The sequence below is a fragment of the Microbacterium sp. NPDC056052 genome (assembly GCF_042266785.1).
In the GTDB taxonomy this organism is placed as follows: Bacteria; Actinomycetota; Actinomycetes; order Actinomycetales; family Microbacteriaceae; genus Microbacterium.
In genome coordinates, this window is sequence record NZ_JBHJWV010000005.1 from 271,233 (window position 1) to 285,987 (window position 14,755).

Sequence of the window (14,755 nt, forward strand, 5' to 3'; positions counted from 1 at the left end):
TCCCGCACCGGGGGCGTCGAGCGCCCTTCGTCTCGCTGCGCTCGCTCAGGGGCCGACCACAGACCGGTCCCTGAGCGAGGAGCGCAGCGACGAGACGAAGGGCGTCTCGCCTGCGGCTCGCTCAACGACCCCGGTCGCGCCCGCTGCGTCCCCGGTCGCGCCTGCGGCTCGCTCAACGACCCCGAGTGTGATGCGCGCGCCTCAGGCCCCGATGAACTCCTCGACCGGACCGAAGTCGGGCTCCTCGCGGATCTCGACGGCGGATCCGATCGCGTCGGTGTCGAGCACGCGGAGCTCGTTGCGGCCCGTGCGCCAGAGGGGCGCCGGGGCGTACAGCGTGACCTGCGGGCCGACCGCGCGATAGCGGCCGAGCAGGAATCCGTTCAGCCACACCAGGCCGTTCACGCCGCCGGGGAAAGCGAGCCAGGCGTCGGCGGGGTCCTCGACGTCGAACACCGCCAGGGCGAGGCCGTCGACCGGCTCCGCGGAAGCCGCACCCGCGCGAGCCGCCGGAGCCGCGGACGCCGCAGAAGCCGCAGAAGCCGCAGGAGCCGCAGGAGCCGCAGACGCGTCGGGAGCCGCCGGAGCGTCCTGCCGGAGGATCCGGTGCGTCCAGCCGTGCGCGAAGCGGCGCCCGATCCGCACGCCCGCCATGATGCCCTTGCCCTCGCCGGTGTGCGGCCCGTAGTTGACGCGCCCCTGACTCTCCACGACGAGCGTGAGCAGTCCGGATCCACCCGTGGCGGGAAGGTCGAGCGACCGCACCCCGTCGCGCTCGAGCACCCCGAGGCGCACGCCGTCGAGGAAGACGACCGCGCGGTCGTGCAGCACGTCGACCGTCAGGGCCGCCGCGGGCGCGTAGGTGATCTCGGACTCGTACGCGACCAGCCCGTCCTCCGCGCCGAGCTCCTCGAACGTGAGCGGCATCGAGGCCGTCGTTCCGGCCGGCTCGGCGCGTGCGACGTCGAGCAAAGACGCGACCGGGACCAGCGGCGCGGATCCGGCGGCCTGCCGACGCGGCGCCTCCGGCACCGGCGGGAGGTCGCCCTCGTAGAACGGCGCGAACGCCGCGCGCAACGCGTGGAACTTGTCGTTCAGGGATCCGTCCTCGCCGATCGGCGCGTCCGAGTCGTAGCTCGTAACCGTCGGCTGCAGCACGCCGTCGTGGTTCGCCCCCGCCCAGAGTCCGAAGTTCGTGCCGCCGTGCGCCATATAGAGGCTCACGGATCCGCCCGCGGCCAGCAGCTCCTCGACCGTGCCGATCATGCTCGCGGCCGAGCGCACGTGGTGCTGCTCGCCCCAGTGGTCGAACCAGCCACCCCAGAGCTCCGCGCAGAGGAGCGCCTGGTCCGGCACGTGCAGGCGCTGCGCCTCGGCGACGCCGGTGCCGAATGTGAACGACCCCATCGCGCCCTCGACGCTGCCGTTGCGCACCATGTCGGCGGTCGTCCCGTCGGCGGTCGTGAGCAGCTCGACGATCCCGCGGGAGCGCAGCCCGTCGCGCAGGTGCACGAGATAGTCGTGGTCGCTGCCGAAGGATCCGTACTCGTTCTCGATCTGCAGGGCCGTGATCGGGCCACCGTGCACCGCCTGCAGCGCGGCGAGCCGCGGGATCAGCTCGTCGTACCAGGCGTCGACCGCGGCGAGGAAGACGGGGTCGCTCGAGCGAAGGGAGCGCGTGCGGCCGCTCAGCCAGAACGGGATGCCGCCGTTCGACCACTCCGCGCAGATGTAGGGGCTGGGACGCACGAACACGTCGAGACCGATCTCGCCCGCGAGCCGGATGAACCGCTCGGCGTCGCGCCAGCCGTCGAAGTCGCGCTCGCCCTCGACGCGCTCGTGGAAGTTCCACGGGATGTAGGTGTCGACCGTGTTCGCCCCCATCGCGGCGAGGCGGCGCAGCCGATCCTCCCACTGGTCGGGGTGGATCCGGAAGTAGTGCACTGCGCCGGAGAGCATCCGGAACGGACGGCCGTGGCGCCGCAGCGCCCCGTCCTCGTAGGTGAGCGCGGCGCGCGGGGACTCGGTCATGGCTCTCCTCGGGGTGCGGCACGATGTTTGCGTCACCATAGTCTCGCAGGCAGCATGTGTCGACCGAAACCGGTCTCGAACTCAGTCGAATCCGCCCGCCACGCCCGGATCCGGCTCGGGGGCTGCCCGGATCGACTGAATTTCGCACGCGTAGGCTGGCGACATGCCCGTCACCCTCGCCGAAGCCCTCGCAGACCTGGCCGCGCTGGAGGATCCGAAGGCTCGCGCCGTCAACGAGCGGCACGGCGATGCGCACGGGGTGAACCTGTCCCAGATGCGCGCGCTCGCGAAGCGGATCGGCACGGATCCGGAGCTCGCCGGAGAACTGTGGGCATCCGGCGACGTGGCGGGGCAGCTCCTCGGGATCCTTGTGATGAAGCCCCGCACCCTCGACGCCGGCGACCTCGACCGCATGGTGCGGGAGACACTGAGCTCCAAGGCGCACGACTGGCTCGTCGCCTACATCGTGAAGAAGTCGCCGCTCGCGGAGGAGCTGCGCGTGCGCTGGCTGGACGACGCCGATGCCGACGCCCGCGCCGCGGCCTGGTCGCTCACCTCCGCCCGGGTCGCGAAGAGTCCGGAGGGACTCGACCTCGACGCGCTCCTGGACCGGATCGAACGCGAGCTCGCCGACGCCCCGGCGCGCGAGCAGTGGGCGATGAACGAGACGCTCGCCTACATCGGCATCCACCACCCGGCACTGCGCGACCGTGCGATCGCGATCGGCGAACGCCTTCAGGTGCTCGCCGACTACCCGACACCGCCGAACTGCACCTCGCCGTTCGCCCCGCTGTGGATCGCAGAGATGGTGCGCCGCCAGGGCTGAGCGCAGCCTCGCGCGCGGCGGGACGGCATCCGTTCGGGGGAGTGCCCTTGCGTGCTCCACCGGGACCCGCCACGCGCATCTGAGCGCAGCCTCGCCCCGGAGGGATCCTCCCGAATACCCTGATCGCATGAGCACGCACATCGCCGCCGCGCCCGGTCAGATCGCCCCCGTCGTCCTGTTCCCCGGGGATCCGCTGCGCGCGAGATGGATTGCGGAGACCTTCCTCGGCGATGCCGAGGCCTATTCCGAGGTGCGCGGGATGCTGGGCTTCACCGGCACGTGGCAGGGCCACCGCGTCTCGGTGCAGGGATCCGGCATGGGACAGCCGTCGATGTCGATCTATGCGAACGAGCTGTTCCAGGAGTACGACGTGCAGAGCATCGTGCGGGTCGGCTCCTGCGGCGCGCTCACGGAGAAGGTCGGCATGCGCGACATCATCATCGCGAACGGCGCCTGCACCGACTCCGGGATCAACCGGGTCCGCTTCCACGGCCAGGACTACGCCCCCGTCGCCGACTTCGGTCTCCTGCGCCGTGCCGTCGAGGCGAGCGAGCGGATGGACCTCGACCACGCCGTGCACGTCGGCCTGCTCTTCTCGAGCGATCAGTTCTACAGCACCCGCCCCGAGCTGACCGAGCCGCTGGTGCGACACGGCGCCCTCGCCGTCGAGATGGAGACCAGCGCGCTCTACACCCTGGCCGCGTACTACGATCGCCGCGCCCTGAGCATCTGCACCGTGTCCGACCACCTCGTCACGCACGAGGAGACCACGGCCCTGGAGCGCGAGCAGAGCTTCGGCGACATGGTCCGCATCGCCCTCGAGGCCGCGTCCGCGGTTTGACCGGATCCGCCCGCGGACTCCGCCCCGGGTCGCCGTCCGCCCTCCGGCCGGGTCAGCGTCGGCCGCCGGCCCGGCCTCGCCCCTCGTCACCGCGCGCCACGTGGCTGCGGGCATGCGCCACAGCCGCACCGAGGTCGTCGAACAGGTGGTTCTGATGCCGCAGCGACGAGATCACCCCGACTCGCTCGGCGATCTCCCGATGGTCCGCACGGATCCCCTTCACGAGCACCGTGACGCCACGTCGCTCGAGGGAGGAGATCAGCTCGGTGACCACCTGGGCGCCGGTCGCATCCAGCAGCTGCAGCTGCGACATGCGCAGGATCACCACCTCCACGTCGCGCAGGGCGGCGACGCGTTCGAGGGTGCGCTCGGCGGTGCCGAAGAACAACGCACCCTCGAGTCGGAACACCGCGATCCTCTCGTCACCGGGCTGCGCGACGCCCGGCAGCTCCTCCCGGTGCACACCGCTGGTGCGGGCGAGCTGGCGCAACGCGAAGAAGGCTGCGACGAGCAGGCCGATGAGCACCGCGTAGATGAGATCGACGCTGACGGTCACGACCGCGGTGACGCAGAACACGAGTGCGTCGGCCCGTGACGTGCGCAGGATCGTGCGCACCGTGCGCGGCGCGATCATGCGGCACGCCGTGACCATGAGCACACCGGCGAGCGCCGCGAGCGGGATCCGGGACACGACCGCGGAGCCGACGAGCACGATCGCGAGCAGCAGCAGACCATGCGTGACGGCAGCGACACGGGTGCGGGCGCCGGCGCGGACCCCGACAGCGGTGCGCGCGATCGCCCCCGTGGCGGGCATGCCGCCGAACAGTCCGGAAGCGATCGAGGCAAGGCCCTGCCCTACCAGCTCCCGGTCGGCGTCGTAGGCGCCGGTGTCGGCGAGCGTCGAGGCCACCCGGGCGGAGAGGAGGGACTCGATCGCGGCGAGCGCAGCCACGGCGACCGCCGGCCCGGCCAGCGCGGCCACCATGCCGGGCTCGAATGCCGGGAGGACCGGCGCTGGGAGCCCGGCCGGAAGCCTGCCGATCGTGTCGACCGGCAGGCCGAGGATGCCGGCGAAGAGCGCCGCGATGACGATCGCGACCAGAGAGCCGGGGAAGCGGGGGTGGATCCGCAACGAGACCAGCATCACGACCACGACGATCGCGACCAGCAGCAGCGACCAGCCCAGTTTCGGCCACGGCGCCGCTCGGAGGGCTTCGACCGCGGCGACCGCGGCGTTCGTGCTCCGGCCTCCGTGGGATCCGGTCGCCGTCGGGACCTGCTGCAGGAAGATGATGACCGCGATCCCGAGCGTGAAGCCTTCGATCACCGGCCACGGGATGTACGAGATCGTGCGTCCGAGCCGCAGGACCCCGGCGATGAGCACGAGGAGCCCCGCCAGCAGACAGACCAGCGCAAGCGCTCCGGCGCCGTGCGCGGCGATGATCGGGGCGAGGACGACGACCATCGCCCCGGTGGGTCCCGAGACCTGCACGTGCGATCCGCCGAACACCGCGGCGACGACGCCGGCGATGATCGCGGTGACCAGGCCGCTCTCCGCCCCTGCACCCGAGCTGACGCCGAAGGCGAGTGCGAGCGGAAGCGCGACGATGCCCACGGTCACCCCGGCGAGCAGGTCGCCCTTCCAGGAGCGCGGCAGATCGCGGTAGTCGGCGACCGAGGGCAGCAGCGACAGGATCGCCGGGCCGCGACGGGCGGACGTGCTCATCGGGATGCGCCGCCCGATTCGGCGTCCGGGAGCGCGGGCAGTCCGTTCTGCTCGACGAGCTGCTGCTGCGTCGTCTGCAGGATCTCTCCGAGCAAGGCACGGGCGACGCGCAGCAGATCGGCGACCTGCGGGTAGGCGAGGCGATAGTAGACCAGGCTGCCGCGGCGCTCAGAGAGGACGAGGCGGTTCCCGCGCAGCACGGCGAGGTGCTGCGACACGTGCGACGCCTCGAGTTCGGTCGCGGCGAGCAACTCGCTGACCGACGCCTCGGGCGCGGCGGAGAGCACCTCGAGGATCCGGATCCGGATCGGGTGCGCGAGCCCCTTGAACAGTCCTGCCTTCACCTCGTAGAGCGGGCGGTTCGGGTCGCTGAGCATGCGCGTCCTCCCTGATATGATGATTTCATCATATCGCTATAGGATTCGTCTCATGCTCGATTCCCTCCCCCCTTGCCCCGAATGCTCCAGCGAGCACGCCTATGAGATGGGTGCGTTGCTGGTCTGCCCGATGTGCGGCCACGAGTGGTCGCCGTCCGCGACGGCCGCCGCCGAGACGGGCGAGCAGGACGGCGCCCGCATCGTGAAGGATGCCGTCGGGAATGTGCTGGCCGACGGCGACACGGTCGTCGTGGCGACGTCGATCAAGGTCAAAGGGTCCCCGCAGGGCATCAAGGCCGGCACCAAGGTGCGGGGAATCCGCCTGATCGATCCGGTCAACGGCCATGACATCGACTGCAGGATCGACGGCTTCGGCGCCATGCTGCTGAAGTCGAGCCTCGTGAAGAAGGCCTGACCTCCCGCCCGTTGCCCCCGTGCGCGCAGGCCGCGGTTCCGAACTCAGGAGGGATTCCGTGGATCCCCGTGATCTCGGCCTCCTTCCGCCGATGCGGAGCATTCCATCCTGAGCACGGTCCGGCCCGCATCGTCCATCCCCGGGTGGGATGATCGACACATCATGTCTGCGCGCCTCGATCCGTCCGTCGTCCGCCCCGCCGAGGGGGATCCGGATCCCGATGCCGTCTACATGGCTTTCGTGGAATGGGCCGAGTCCACGGGGATCTCGCTCTATCCGGCGCAGGACGAGGCCATCATCGAGATCGTGTCGGGGCAGAATCTGATCCTCAGCACCCCGACCGGCACCGGCAAGTCGCTCGTTGCCGTCGCCGCCCACTTCGCCGCCCTCGCCGACGGGCGCCGCACGTACTACACCGCCCCGATCAAGGCGCTCGTCAGCGAGAAGTTCTTCAGCCTGGTCGAGGTCTTCGGCGCCGAGAACGTCGGCATGGTCACCGGCGACTCCGCCGTCAACGCCGATGCCCCGATCGTGTGCTGCACAGCGGAGATCCTCGCGAACCTGGCCCTCCGCGAGGGGCCGGACGCGGTGGTCGGGCAGGTCGTCATGGACGAGTTCCACTTCTACGGCGACCCGGATCGCGGGTGGGCCTGGCAGGTGCCGCTGCTCGCCCTGCCGCAGGCGCAGTTCATCCTGATGTCGGCCACGCTCGGCGATGTGACCGAGCTCGCCGCGGACCTCACCCGCCGGACCGGCCGCGAGACCGCGGTCGTCACCGGCGTGGAGCGGCCCGTGCCGCTGCACTTCTTCTACGAGACCACGCCGATCCACGAGACGATCGAGGATCTGCTGCACACCGACCGCGCGCCGGTCTACATCGTGCACTTCTCCCAGGCCGCCGCGATGGAGCGCGCCCAGGCGCTCGCGAGCGCCAAGGTCGCCACCCGCGAGCAGCGCGACGAGATCGCCGAGCTCATCGGAGGCTTCCGCTTCACCACCTCGTTCGGCAAGACCCTCGCGCGTCTGCTCCGGCTCGGCATCGGCGTGCACCACGCGGGCATGCTGCCGAAGTACCGCCGCCTCGTCGAGCAGCTCGCGCAGCGGGGGCTCCTGCGCGTGATCTGCGGCACCGACACCCTCGGCGTCGGCATCAACGTCCCCATCCGCACGGTGCTGCTCACCGCGCTCACCAAGTTCGACGGCACCCGGATGCGCCAGCTCAACGCCCGCGAATTCCACCAGATCGCCGGGCGCGCGGGCCGGGCCGGATTCGACACCGCCGGCACGGTCGTCGCACAGGCGCCCGAGCACGAGAGCGAGAACATCGCGGCGATCCGCAAGGCCGGTGACGACCCGAAGAAGAAGCGCAAGATCATCCGCAAGAAGGCGCCCGACGGGTTCGTGTCGTGGGGGGAGCCGTCGTTCCAGAAGCTCATCGCCGCGGAGCCCGAGACGCTGACCTCGCACATGCAGATCACGAGCGCGATGATGCTCAACGTGATCGGCCGCGGCGGCGACGCCTTCGCGAATATGCGTTCCCTGGTATATGACAACCACGAGCCTCGCGCGACGCAGCGGATCCTGGCGATTCGAGCACTCGGGATCTACCGGACGCTGCGGGAGTCGGGGATCGTCGAGCGCGGCCCAGACGGCACGGTCCGCCTCACGGTCGACCTCCAGCCGAACTTCGCGCTGAACCAGCCACTCTCCCCCTTCGCCCTGGCGGCGTTCGAGCTTCTGGAACCGTCGGATCCGACGTTCGCGCTCGACATGCTCTCGATCGTCGAGGCCACCCTCGACGATCCCAGGGCGATCCTCAGCCAGCAGGAGTTCGTCACCCGCGGCGAGGCCGTCGCGGTGATGAAGCGCGAGGGCATGGAGTACGAGGAGCGCATGGAGGCGCTCGAGGAGATCACCTATCCGAAGCCCCTCGAAGAGCTTCTGTCCGCGGCGTTCGAGACGTTCGGCGCCGCGCAGCCATGGATCCGCGACTTCGAGCTGCACCCCAAATCGGTCGTGCGCGATATGTACGAACGAGCCATGTCGTTCGGGGAATACGTCGCGCTCTACAAGGTCGCACGCTCCGAGGGCGTCGTGCTGCGTTACCTCTCGGACGCCTACCGGGCAGCCTCGCAGACGATCCCGGAGCACCTGAAGAGCGAAGAGCTGCGCGACCTCATCGAATGGCTGGGCGAGCTCGTCCGCCAGGTCGACTCCTCACTGCTGGACGAGTGGGAGGAACTCATCTCCGGCCACCCGGTCTCGCACACCGATGAGCCGGTCGTGCCGCCGGCGCCGAAACGGCTCACGACGAACGTGCGCGCCTTCCGCATTCTGGTGCGCAACGAGCTGTTCCGTCGCGTGCAGCTCGCCGCGCGCGAGGACCTGGATGCCCTCGCCGAACTGGATCCGGAGTTCGGCGCCGACGGCTGGGATGCAGCCCTCGACGCCTACTTCACCGAGCACGACGAGATCCGCACGGGCGCCGACGCCCGCAGCGCGGCGCTGCTCATCCTCGACGAGACCGGCGGCCCGGACCACGAGCGCCCTGCTCGTGCGTGGGCCGTGCAGCAGATCCTCGACGACCCGGCGGGAGACCACGACTGGCGGATCTCCGCGATGGTCGACCTGGACGCCTCCGACGAAGCAGGAGAGGCGGTCATCGCGGTGACCGGTGTGACCCGGCTCTAGCCGGACGGCGCATCCGCACCGCGCTCCCGCGTTCGCCATGCTCCCGCATTCGCCGCGCTCCCGCGTTCGCCGTGCTCCCGCGGGTTCGCCGTCCTCCCGTGACGATGTCCGGCCCCCGGCGTATCGTCGAGGACACGCGAGCGGAACGGAGGGCATCTTGACGATTCACGAAGGCCGTGGGGGGCCGCGGGAACCGGCGCGGCAGGCGCAGATCCATCAGGGCATCGTGCCGTCGTATCTGCTGGCGAAACTGGCCGAGTCCGAGCGGTACGCGCAGGCCGCCGAGGCGGCCCGGCAGACCCTGATCGCGCCGGCACCCGCCGAGCACCGCGCGCAGCTGAGACTGTCGATCGACGAGCACGGCTCGCTCGTGGCCACGGTCGAGGCGGCGCCGAACCGCACGATCAGCGACGCGCACGGCACCGAGACGCTCCCCGGCGCCGTGGTGCGCACGGAGGATGAGCCGGCCGTCGCCGACGTCGCCGTGAACCAGGCGTTCGACGGGCTCGGCGCGACGTTCCAGATGCTGCTCGACGCCTTCCAGCGCAACTCGATCGACGACAAGGGCCTGCCGCTGGATGCGACGGTCCACTACGGATCCGGATACGACAACGCGTTCTGGAACGGCGAGCGCATGGTGTTCGGCGACGGCGACGGCCAGGTGTTCCAGGGCTTCACCGCCTCGACCACCGTCATCGGCCACGAGCTGGGGCACGGCGTGGTCCAGCACACGGCGGGCCTGGATTACGAGGGGCAGCCCGGCGCGCTGAACGAGTCCCTCGCCGACGTGTTCGGCGCCCTCACCGAGCAGCACCTGCTCGGCCAGACCGCGGACCAGGCGACGTGGCTCATCGGCGCGGACATCTTCACCCCCGCCGTCCACGGCAAGGCGCTGCGGTCGATGCTGCATCCTGGCACCGCCTACGACGACCCCGAACTCGGCAAGGATCCGCAGCCGGCCGACATGAGCGGCTATGTGAAGACCACCGACGACAACGGCGGCGTGCATCTCAACTCGGGCATCCCGAACCGCGCGTTCGCGCTGTTCGCGGTCGAGCTCGGCGGCTACGCGTGGGAGACGGCCGGATCCGTCTGGTACCGCGCGCTGACCGACGGGCTGTCGGCATCGGCGTCGTTCGCGCAGTTCGCGAAGGCGACGATCGCCGAAGCGGATGCGGTGAGTCCGTCCACGGGGGATGCCGCGCGCACCGCGTGGGCGTCGGTCGGCGTGATCAAGGCGACGGGCGATGAGCGAGCCGCCGGCTGATCCGCCCGTCGGGATCCCCGTGGACTCCGACGCCGCCCGTGACGACGGCGTCGCGATCCGCGTCGCGCGCAGCGGCGGGATCGCCGGGATGACCCGGCGATGGAGCGTGCAGCCGTCCGGTGGCGAGGCCGCGCACTGGATCGTCCTCGTCGAGCAGTGCCCCTGGGATGAGGAGGTCCCCCGCGGCACCGGCGCGGATCGTTACTCGTGGCGGATCGAAGTGCGGATCCGCCGGGAACGCCACGAGCAGGTGATCCCGGAGGAGCACCTGCTCGGTCCCTGGCGCGCGCTCGTCGATGCTGTGCAGGAGGCGGACGCGGGCACCTCAGCACTCTGATCGTCGGGCCGTGACGTCGCCCTGAGAGGGCGCGCTCACGTCGAGCGCGCCGCCGGGCAGCAGCCGCCTAGGATCTGCGGGACGTCGCCCAGCGGCGACGCAGCCGGTGCAGCACCGGCATGATCCCGTAGATCACGATGGGCACGGCGATCGTCACGGTGATGATCGTGCGAGGGGCCACGGGGATCCCGGCCATCAACGGCCCCAGCAGGAGGTTGATCGCCAGGAGGGTCGGCGTCACGGCGATCCAGATCATCAGGGCGAGCGTGTGCTGACTCGGCGGCCGCGGGCCCGCGGGTGCGATGGGGACCGCGGATGCGGCGGTGACAGCCGAGACCGCGGGTGCGGCGTCGACGGCGGGGGTGGATGTGCGCTTCATGTCTGTTCTCGCCTCTCTCAGTGGGACTCGAGGAGTTCGCCGCGGACGTCGTCGTCGACGAGATCCGCGTTCACGTCCATCGCGACCGCGTTGGCGTGGCCGGCGGCGGTGATCACCTGCCCGCGCGGGTCCACCAGGTTCCCGGTGACCCAGACTCCGGGCACGGAGGTGCGTCCCGAGGCGTCGAGGTGCGCGAAGCCCGCACCGTCGACGACGCCGCCGAGGGCGGCGATGAGCTCCGTGCGGGGGCGGGACTCCGGCCGGAGGAACACCGCATCGACGGGGATCACGTCCCCGTCATCGAGCCGCACCCCGCGGAAGCGCTCCCCGTCGAGGAGCAGCTCCGCGATCCGCCCGTCGTGCACGCGGATGCCCCGGGCGCGAAGCAGGCGCTCGTCCTCCTCCGCGATCGCGCTCCCGTTCGCGAAGTAGGTGAGATCGGCAGACCACTGCCGCAGGAGGAGCGCCTGCCTCACGGCGCCTGGAGCGCCGCCGAAGACGGCCAGGGATCCGCCCCCGACCTCGTAGCCGTGGCAGTAGGGACAGTGCAGGAGGAAGCGTCCCCAGGCCTCGCGAGCTCCGGGGATGTCGGGAAGCACGTCCTCGACGCCAGTCGCGAGGATGAGCCGACGCGCGACGATCTCGGCCCCCTCCTCGGTCGTGAGCACGAAGCCGTCCTCGGCATCCCCCGTCGCCGACGTCACAGGGTGCGGAACCAGACGCGCCCCGTAGGAGGCGATCTCCTCGCGTCCGATCTCCAGAAGACGCGAGGGCGGGAAGCCGTCACGCGAGAGGAAGCCGTGCATGCGGGCGGCGGGCGCGTTGCGCGGGGCGCCGGCGTCGAGGAGCACGACGGAACGGCGGGCGCGGGCGAGGACGAGTGCGGCGCTCAGCCCGGCGGCCCCGCCTCCCACGATCGCGGTGTCGAACAGTTCTCGGGTCATGAGCACAGGCTGCCAGGCATCTTCACCAGGCGGCAATCGTCCTTGCGGAAACCGCAAGTATCTGATGGTCTGATGCCGTGAACACGAACGCAGATCTCGCGTCCGCCCTGGACGGGATCGGTCCCCGCCTGCAGCGGATCCGCACCGGCCGCGGCCTCACCCTCGCCGAGGTCGCAGAGCTCGCCGGCACCTCCGCCAGCACCATCTCGCGTCTGGAGAGCGGCCTGCGCCGGCCCAGCCTCGAGCTGCTCTTCCCTCTCGCCCGCGCGTACGCGATGAGCCTGGACGATCTCGTCGGCGCTCCCGAGTTCGGGGATCCGCGCGTGCAGCTGCGCCCGCGGCGCAGGAACGGGCGGATCGTGATCCCGCTGAGCCGCAACCCCGGCGGCGTGCAGGCGTGGAAGGTCGTGATGCCCGCCGAGGACGGTCCCGGGGGGTTGCGGACACACGACGGATCCGAGTGGATCTACGTGCTGAGCGGGCGGATCCGCCTCATCGTCGGCACGAGGGACCTCGTGCTCGGCCCGGGCGAGGTCGCGGACTTCGACACCCGCACTCCGCACTGGTTCGGAGCCACGGGCGATGCGCCCGCAGAGATCCTCAGCCTCTTCGACCGCCACGGCGCCCGCGTGCACATCCCCGAGGCGGGCGACACCGGCGACGACGCGGCCGCTCCCTGAGCGCCAGCCCGGCCCCGGGGCCGCGCCGTCCGCGGCCTCAGCCGGCGGCCTCCGCCAGCCGCGCCGCGACCGCGCGCAGCGTCGTGCGCACCTCATCGCCTTCCAGCACCTCGAAGCGGATCCCCGCGGCTCCCAGATAGAGCGCGAACTCCTCGGGCGAGCGGGATCCCGCGACGAGGATGCAGATCTCCGCCCCCTCCTCCGTCACGACCGCGACCGTGGCGTCGAAGTGACGGCGCACCTCCGTCGCCGAGGCGTGCATGCGCACCCTCGCGCGATAGCGGTAGGGCGCGGTCGTGATGCTGTGGGCCGTGAACTCCCGCAGCGCCTCCTCCGGGATCTCCCGGACCGGGAAGCCCTCCCGCAGCATCATCGGCCGCCGGATCCGGTCGATCCGCAGCGTGCGCCACGCATCGCGCTCCGGATCCCGCGCGACGAGGTACCAACGCCGCACGGTGTGCACGATGCGGTGCGGCTCGACGATCCGCTGCACGTCGGTGCCGTCGTGGCGGGTGTATTCGACGCGGAGGCGCTGGCGGACATCGATCGCGGTGGCGATAGCCGCCACGATGCCGGGATCCACGGCCCCCTCCGCATCGGCCGACGGGTCCAGTGGCACCAGGGCCCGCTCGACCTCGGAGATCCGGCTGCGCGCTGCAGAGGACAGGGACTGCTCGAGCTTCGCGAGCGCGCGGCCCGCGGCCTCCTCCATCCCGGTGACGACGCTGTTCGCGGCGGCGCGCAGCCCCACCGCGATCGCGATCGACTCGTCGTCGGACAGGGCCAGCGGCGGCACGCTGGCTCCGGGCCCCAGCCGGTACCCGCCGTGCCGCCCCCGGGTCGCGTCGATGCCGTACCCGAGCTCGCGCAGATCGTCGATGTCGCGGCGCAGGGTGCGATCGCTCACCTCCAGCCGCTCGCGCAGCTCGGCGCCGCTCCACTCGCGGCGGATCTGCAGAAGGGAGAGCAGGGCGAGGGTGCGTCCGGTCGTTCGGGTCATGGTCTCAGCCTTCTGTCCTTTCCGGTCACATTGTGGCCGTTGTGAGCGAGAACCTGAAGTCATGAACGCAGACAAGAACGACTCCGCCGTCCGCCCCTTCCGCGTCGAGATCTCCGAGAGCGCGCTCGAGGACCTCCGCTCCCGGCTCCGCACCGCGCGCTTCCCCGAGCCCCTGCCCGGCGACGACTGGCACGACGGCGTGCCCGTGGCGGTGCTGCAGGACCTCGTCGCGCGATGGGGACGCCATGACTGGCGGGCCACCGAGGAGCGCCTCAACGCGCTCCCACAGATCGTGACCCGGATCGACGGTCAGACGATCCACGCCGTGCACGTGCGTTCCCCGCACCCCGACGCGACCCCGATCCTGCTCATGCACGGCTGGCCCGGATCCTTCCTGGAGTTCGAGGGACTCATCGGACCGCTGACGGATCCGGTCGCGCACGGCGGCGACGCGGCCGACGCCTTCGACGTGATCATCCCTTCGCATCCCGGCTTCGGCTTCTCGACGCCGTTGGAAGATGCGGGCTGGACGATCGAGCGGACCGCGCGCGCGTTCCTGGAGCTCATGTCCCGTCTTGGCTGCGACCGCTTCGCGGTGCAGGGCGGCGACCATGGGGCAGCCGTGGCGCCGGAACTGGCGCGTCTCGCCCCGGAACGCGTGATCGGGGTGCACGTCAACGGCTCGCTCGGCGGATCGTTCCTCGGCGAGCTCGACGAGGAGACAGCGGCCCGGCTCACCGCTCTCGAGAAGGACCGGCTGCGTCGCGTCGCGGAGTTCATGCAGCGCGAGTTCGGCTACATCGCGATCCAGGGCACCCGGCCCGGTCTCATCGGCGCGATGACCGCCGACAGCCCGGTGGCGCAGTTCGCGTGGATCTACGACAAGCTCCAGGCCTGGACCCACCCCGCCGAGCGGGATGCGGTGGACGTGCTCGGAGAGCGCTTCGTGTTCGACAACGCGTCGCTGTACTGGTTCACGGCGAGCGGTGGATCCTCCGCCGCCCTCGTCTATGCGCTGAACACCGCGTGGGAGGCGCCGAAGCCGAGCTCGGGCGTGCCGACCGCGGTGATCGCGTTCGCACACGACATCGGCCTGCGGTTCGCCGAGGAGCAGCATCACCGCATCGTGCGGTGGACGGACGTCGAGGACCGCGGCGGGCACTTCGCGGCGATGGAGGAGCCGCAGCTGCTCACCGACGACATCCGCGCGTTCTTCGGATCCCTCCGCGGCTGATCCCGCG

Annotated in this window: 14 protein-coding genes; 8 read left to right on the forward strand and 6 right to left on the reverse strand. The window is 71.0% G+C overall.

Annotated elements, in window-relative coordinates; all coding sequences use genetic code 11:
- Positions 1 to 201: 201 nt before the first annotated feature.
- On the reverse strand, positions 202 to 2,031 hold the full coding sequence (locus ACFC1J_RS11930; protein ID WP_375905966.1) for a beta-galactosidase family protein: 1,830 nt from the start codon (positions 2,029 to 2,031) through the stop codon (positions 202 to 204).
- A gap of 163 nt (positions 2,032 to 2,194) precedes the next feature.
- On the opposite strand from ACFC1J_RS11930, the gene ACFC1J_RS11935 reads away from it, so the two are divergent.
- Both ACFC1J_RS11935 and deoD read left to right on the forward strand, forming a co-directional pair.
- Entirely contained in the window at positions 2,195 to 2,857 is a 663-nt protein-coding gene (locus tag ACFC1J_RS11935; protein WP_375905969.1) for a DNA alkylation repair protein, read from the forward strand.
- A gap of 127 nt (positions 2,858 to 2,984) precedes the next feature.
- A complete protein-coding gene (deoD, locus tag ACFC1J_RS11940; protein WP_375905972.1) occupies positions 2,985 to 3,698 on the forward strand; it encodes a purine-nucleoside phosphorylase in 714 nt (237 codons plus the stop codon).
- A gap of 52 nt (positions 3,699 to 3,750) precedes the next feature.
- Here deoD and ACFC1J_RS11945 read toward each other — a convergent pair whose 3' ends face one another.
- Both ACFC1J_RS11945 and ACFC1J_RS11950 read right to left on the reverse strand, forming a co-directional pair.
- A complete protein-coding gene (locus ACFC1J_RS11945) occupies positions 3,751 to 5,424 on the reverse strand; it encodes a SulP family inorganic anion transporter (protein WP_375905975.1) in 1,674 nt (557 codons plus the stop codon).
- A complete protein-coding gene (locus ACFC1J_RS11950; RefSeq protein ID WP_375905978.1) occupies positions 5,421 to 5,801 on the reverse strand; it encodes an ArsR/SmtB family transcription factor in 381 nt (126 codons plus the stop codon). The genes ACFC1J_RS11945 and ACFC1J_RS11950 overlap by 4 nt, the downstream gene beginning before the upstream one ends.
- 52 nt (positions 5,802 to 5,853) lie before the next feature.
- Between ACFC1J_RS11950 and ACFC1J_RS11955 the strand changes: the two genes are divergently transcribed.
- From ACFC1J_RS11955 to ACFC1J_RS11970, 4 genes are all read left to right on the forward strand, one after another.
- A complete protein-coding gene (locus tag ACFC1J_RS11955; RefSeq protein WP_375905981.1) occupies positions 5,854 to 6,216 on the forward strand; it encodes a zinc ribbon domain-containing protein YjdM in 363 nt (120 codons plus the stop codon).
- A gap of 162 nt (positions 6,217 to 6,378) precedes the next feature.
- On the forward strand, positions 6,379 to 8,907 hold the full coding sequence (locus ACFC1J_RS11960) for a DEAD/DEAH box helicase (protein WP_375905983.1): 2,529 nt from the start codon (positions 6,379 to 6,381) through the stop codon (positions 8,905 to 8,907).
- Positions 8,908 to 9,070: 163 nt separating this feature from the next.
- Entirely contained in the window at positions 9,071 to 10,174 is a 1,104-nt protein-coding gene (locus ACFC1J_RS11965; RefSeq protein ID WP_375906217.1) for a M4 family metallopeptidase, read from the forward strand.
- On the forward strand, positions 10,155 to 10,511 hold the full coding sequence (locus tag ACFC1J_RS11970; protein WP_375905986.1) for a protealysin inhibitor emfourin: 357 nt from the start codon (positions 10,155 to 10,157) through the stop codon (positions 10,509 to 10,511). The genes ACFC1J_RS11965 and ACFC1J_RS11970 overlap by 20 nt, the downstream gene beginning before the upstream one ends.
- Before the next feature lie 67 nt (positions 10,512 to 10,578).
- Here ACFC1J_RS11970 and ACFC1J_RS11975 read toward each other — a convergent pair whose 3' ends face one another.
- Positions 10,579 to 10,890 (reverse strand): hypothetical protein, encoded by a 312-nt coding sequence (locus ACFC1J_RS11975; protein ID WP_375905989.1) that lies wholly within the window; start codon positions 10,888 to 10,890, stop codon positions 10,579 to 10,581.
- Positions 10,891 to 10,907: 17 nt separating this feature from the next.
- Positions 10,908 to 11,834 carry an NAD(P)/FAD-dependent oxidoreductase gene (locus ACFC1J_RS11980; RefSeq protein WP_375905991.1) on the reverse strand — a complete coding sequence of 309 codons (927 nt, stop codon included), beginning with the start codon at positions 11,832 to 11,834 and terminating at the stop codon, positions 10,908 to 10,910.
- 77 nt (positions 11,835 to 11,911) lie between these two features.
- Between ACFC1J_RS11980 and ACFC1J_RS11985 the strand changes: the two genes are divergently transcribed.
- Positions 11,912 to 12,514, forward strand: a complete 603-nt coding sequence (locus tag ACFC1J_RS11985; protein ID WP_375905994.1) for a helix-turn-helix domain-containing protein — start codon at positions 11,912 to 11,914, stop codon at positions 12,512 to 12,514.
- A 37-nt stretch (positions 12,515 to 12,551) separates the two neighbouring features.
- On the opposite strand, the gene ACFC1J_RS11990 is transcribed toward ACFC1J_RS11985, so the two are convergent.
- Positions 12,552 to 13,514: a helix-turn-helix transcriptional regulator gene (locus ACFC1J_RS11990; RefSeq protein ID WP_375905997.1), complete on the reverse strand. Its 963-nt coding sequence runs from the start codon at positions 13,512 to 13,514 to the stop codon at positions 12,552 to 12,554.
- A 61-nt stretch (positions 13,515 to 13,575) separates the two neighbouring features.
- On the opposite strand from ACFC1J_RS11990, the gene ACFC1J_RS11995 reads away from it, so the two are divergent.
- Positions 13,576 to 14,748, forward strand: a complete 1,173-nt coding sequence (locus tag ACFC1J_RS11995; RefSeq protein ID WP_375906000.1) for an epoxide hydrolase family protein — start codon at positions 13,576 to 13,578, stop codon at positions 14,746 to 14,748.
- Positions 14,749 to 14,755 lie beyond the last annotated feature (7 nt).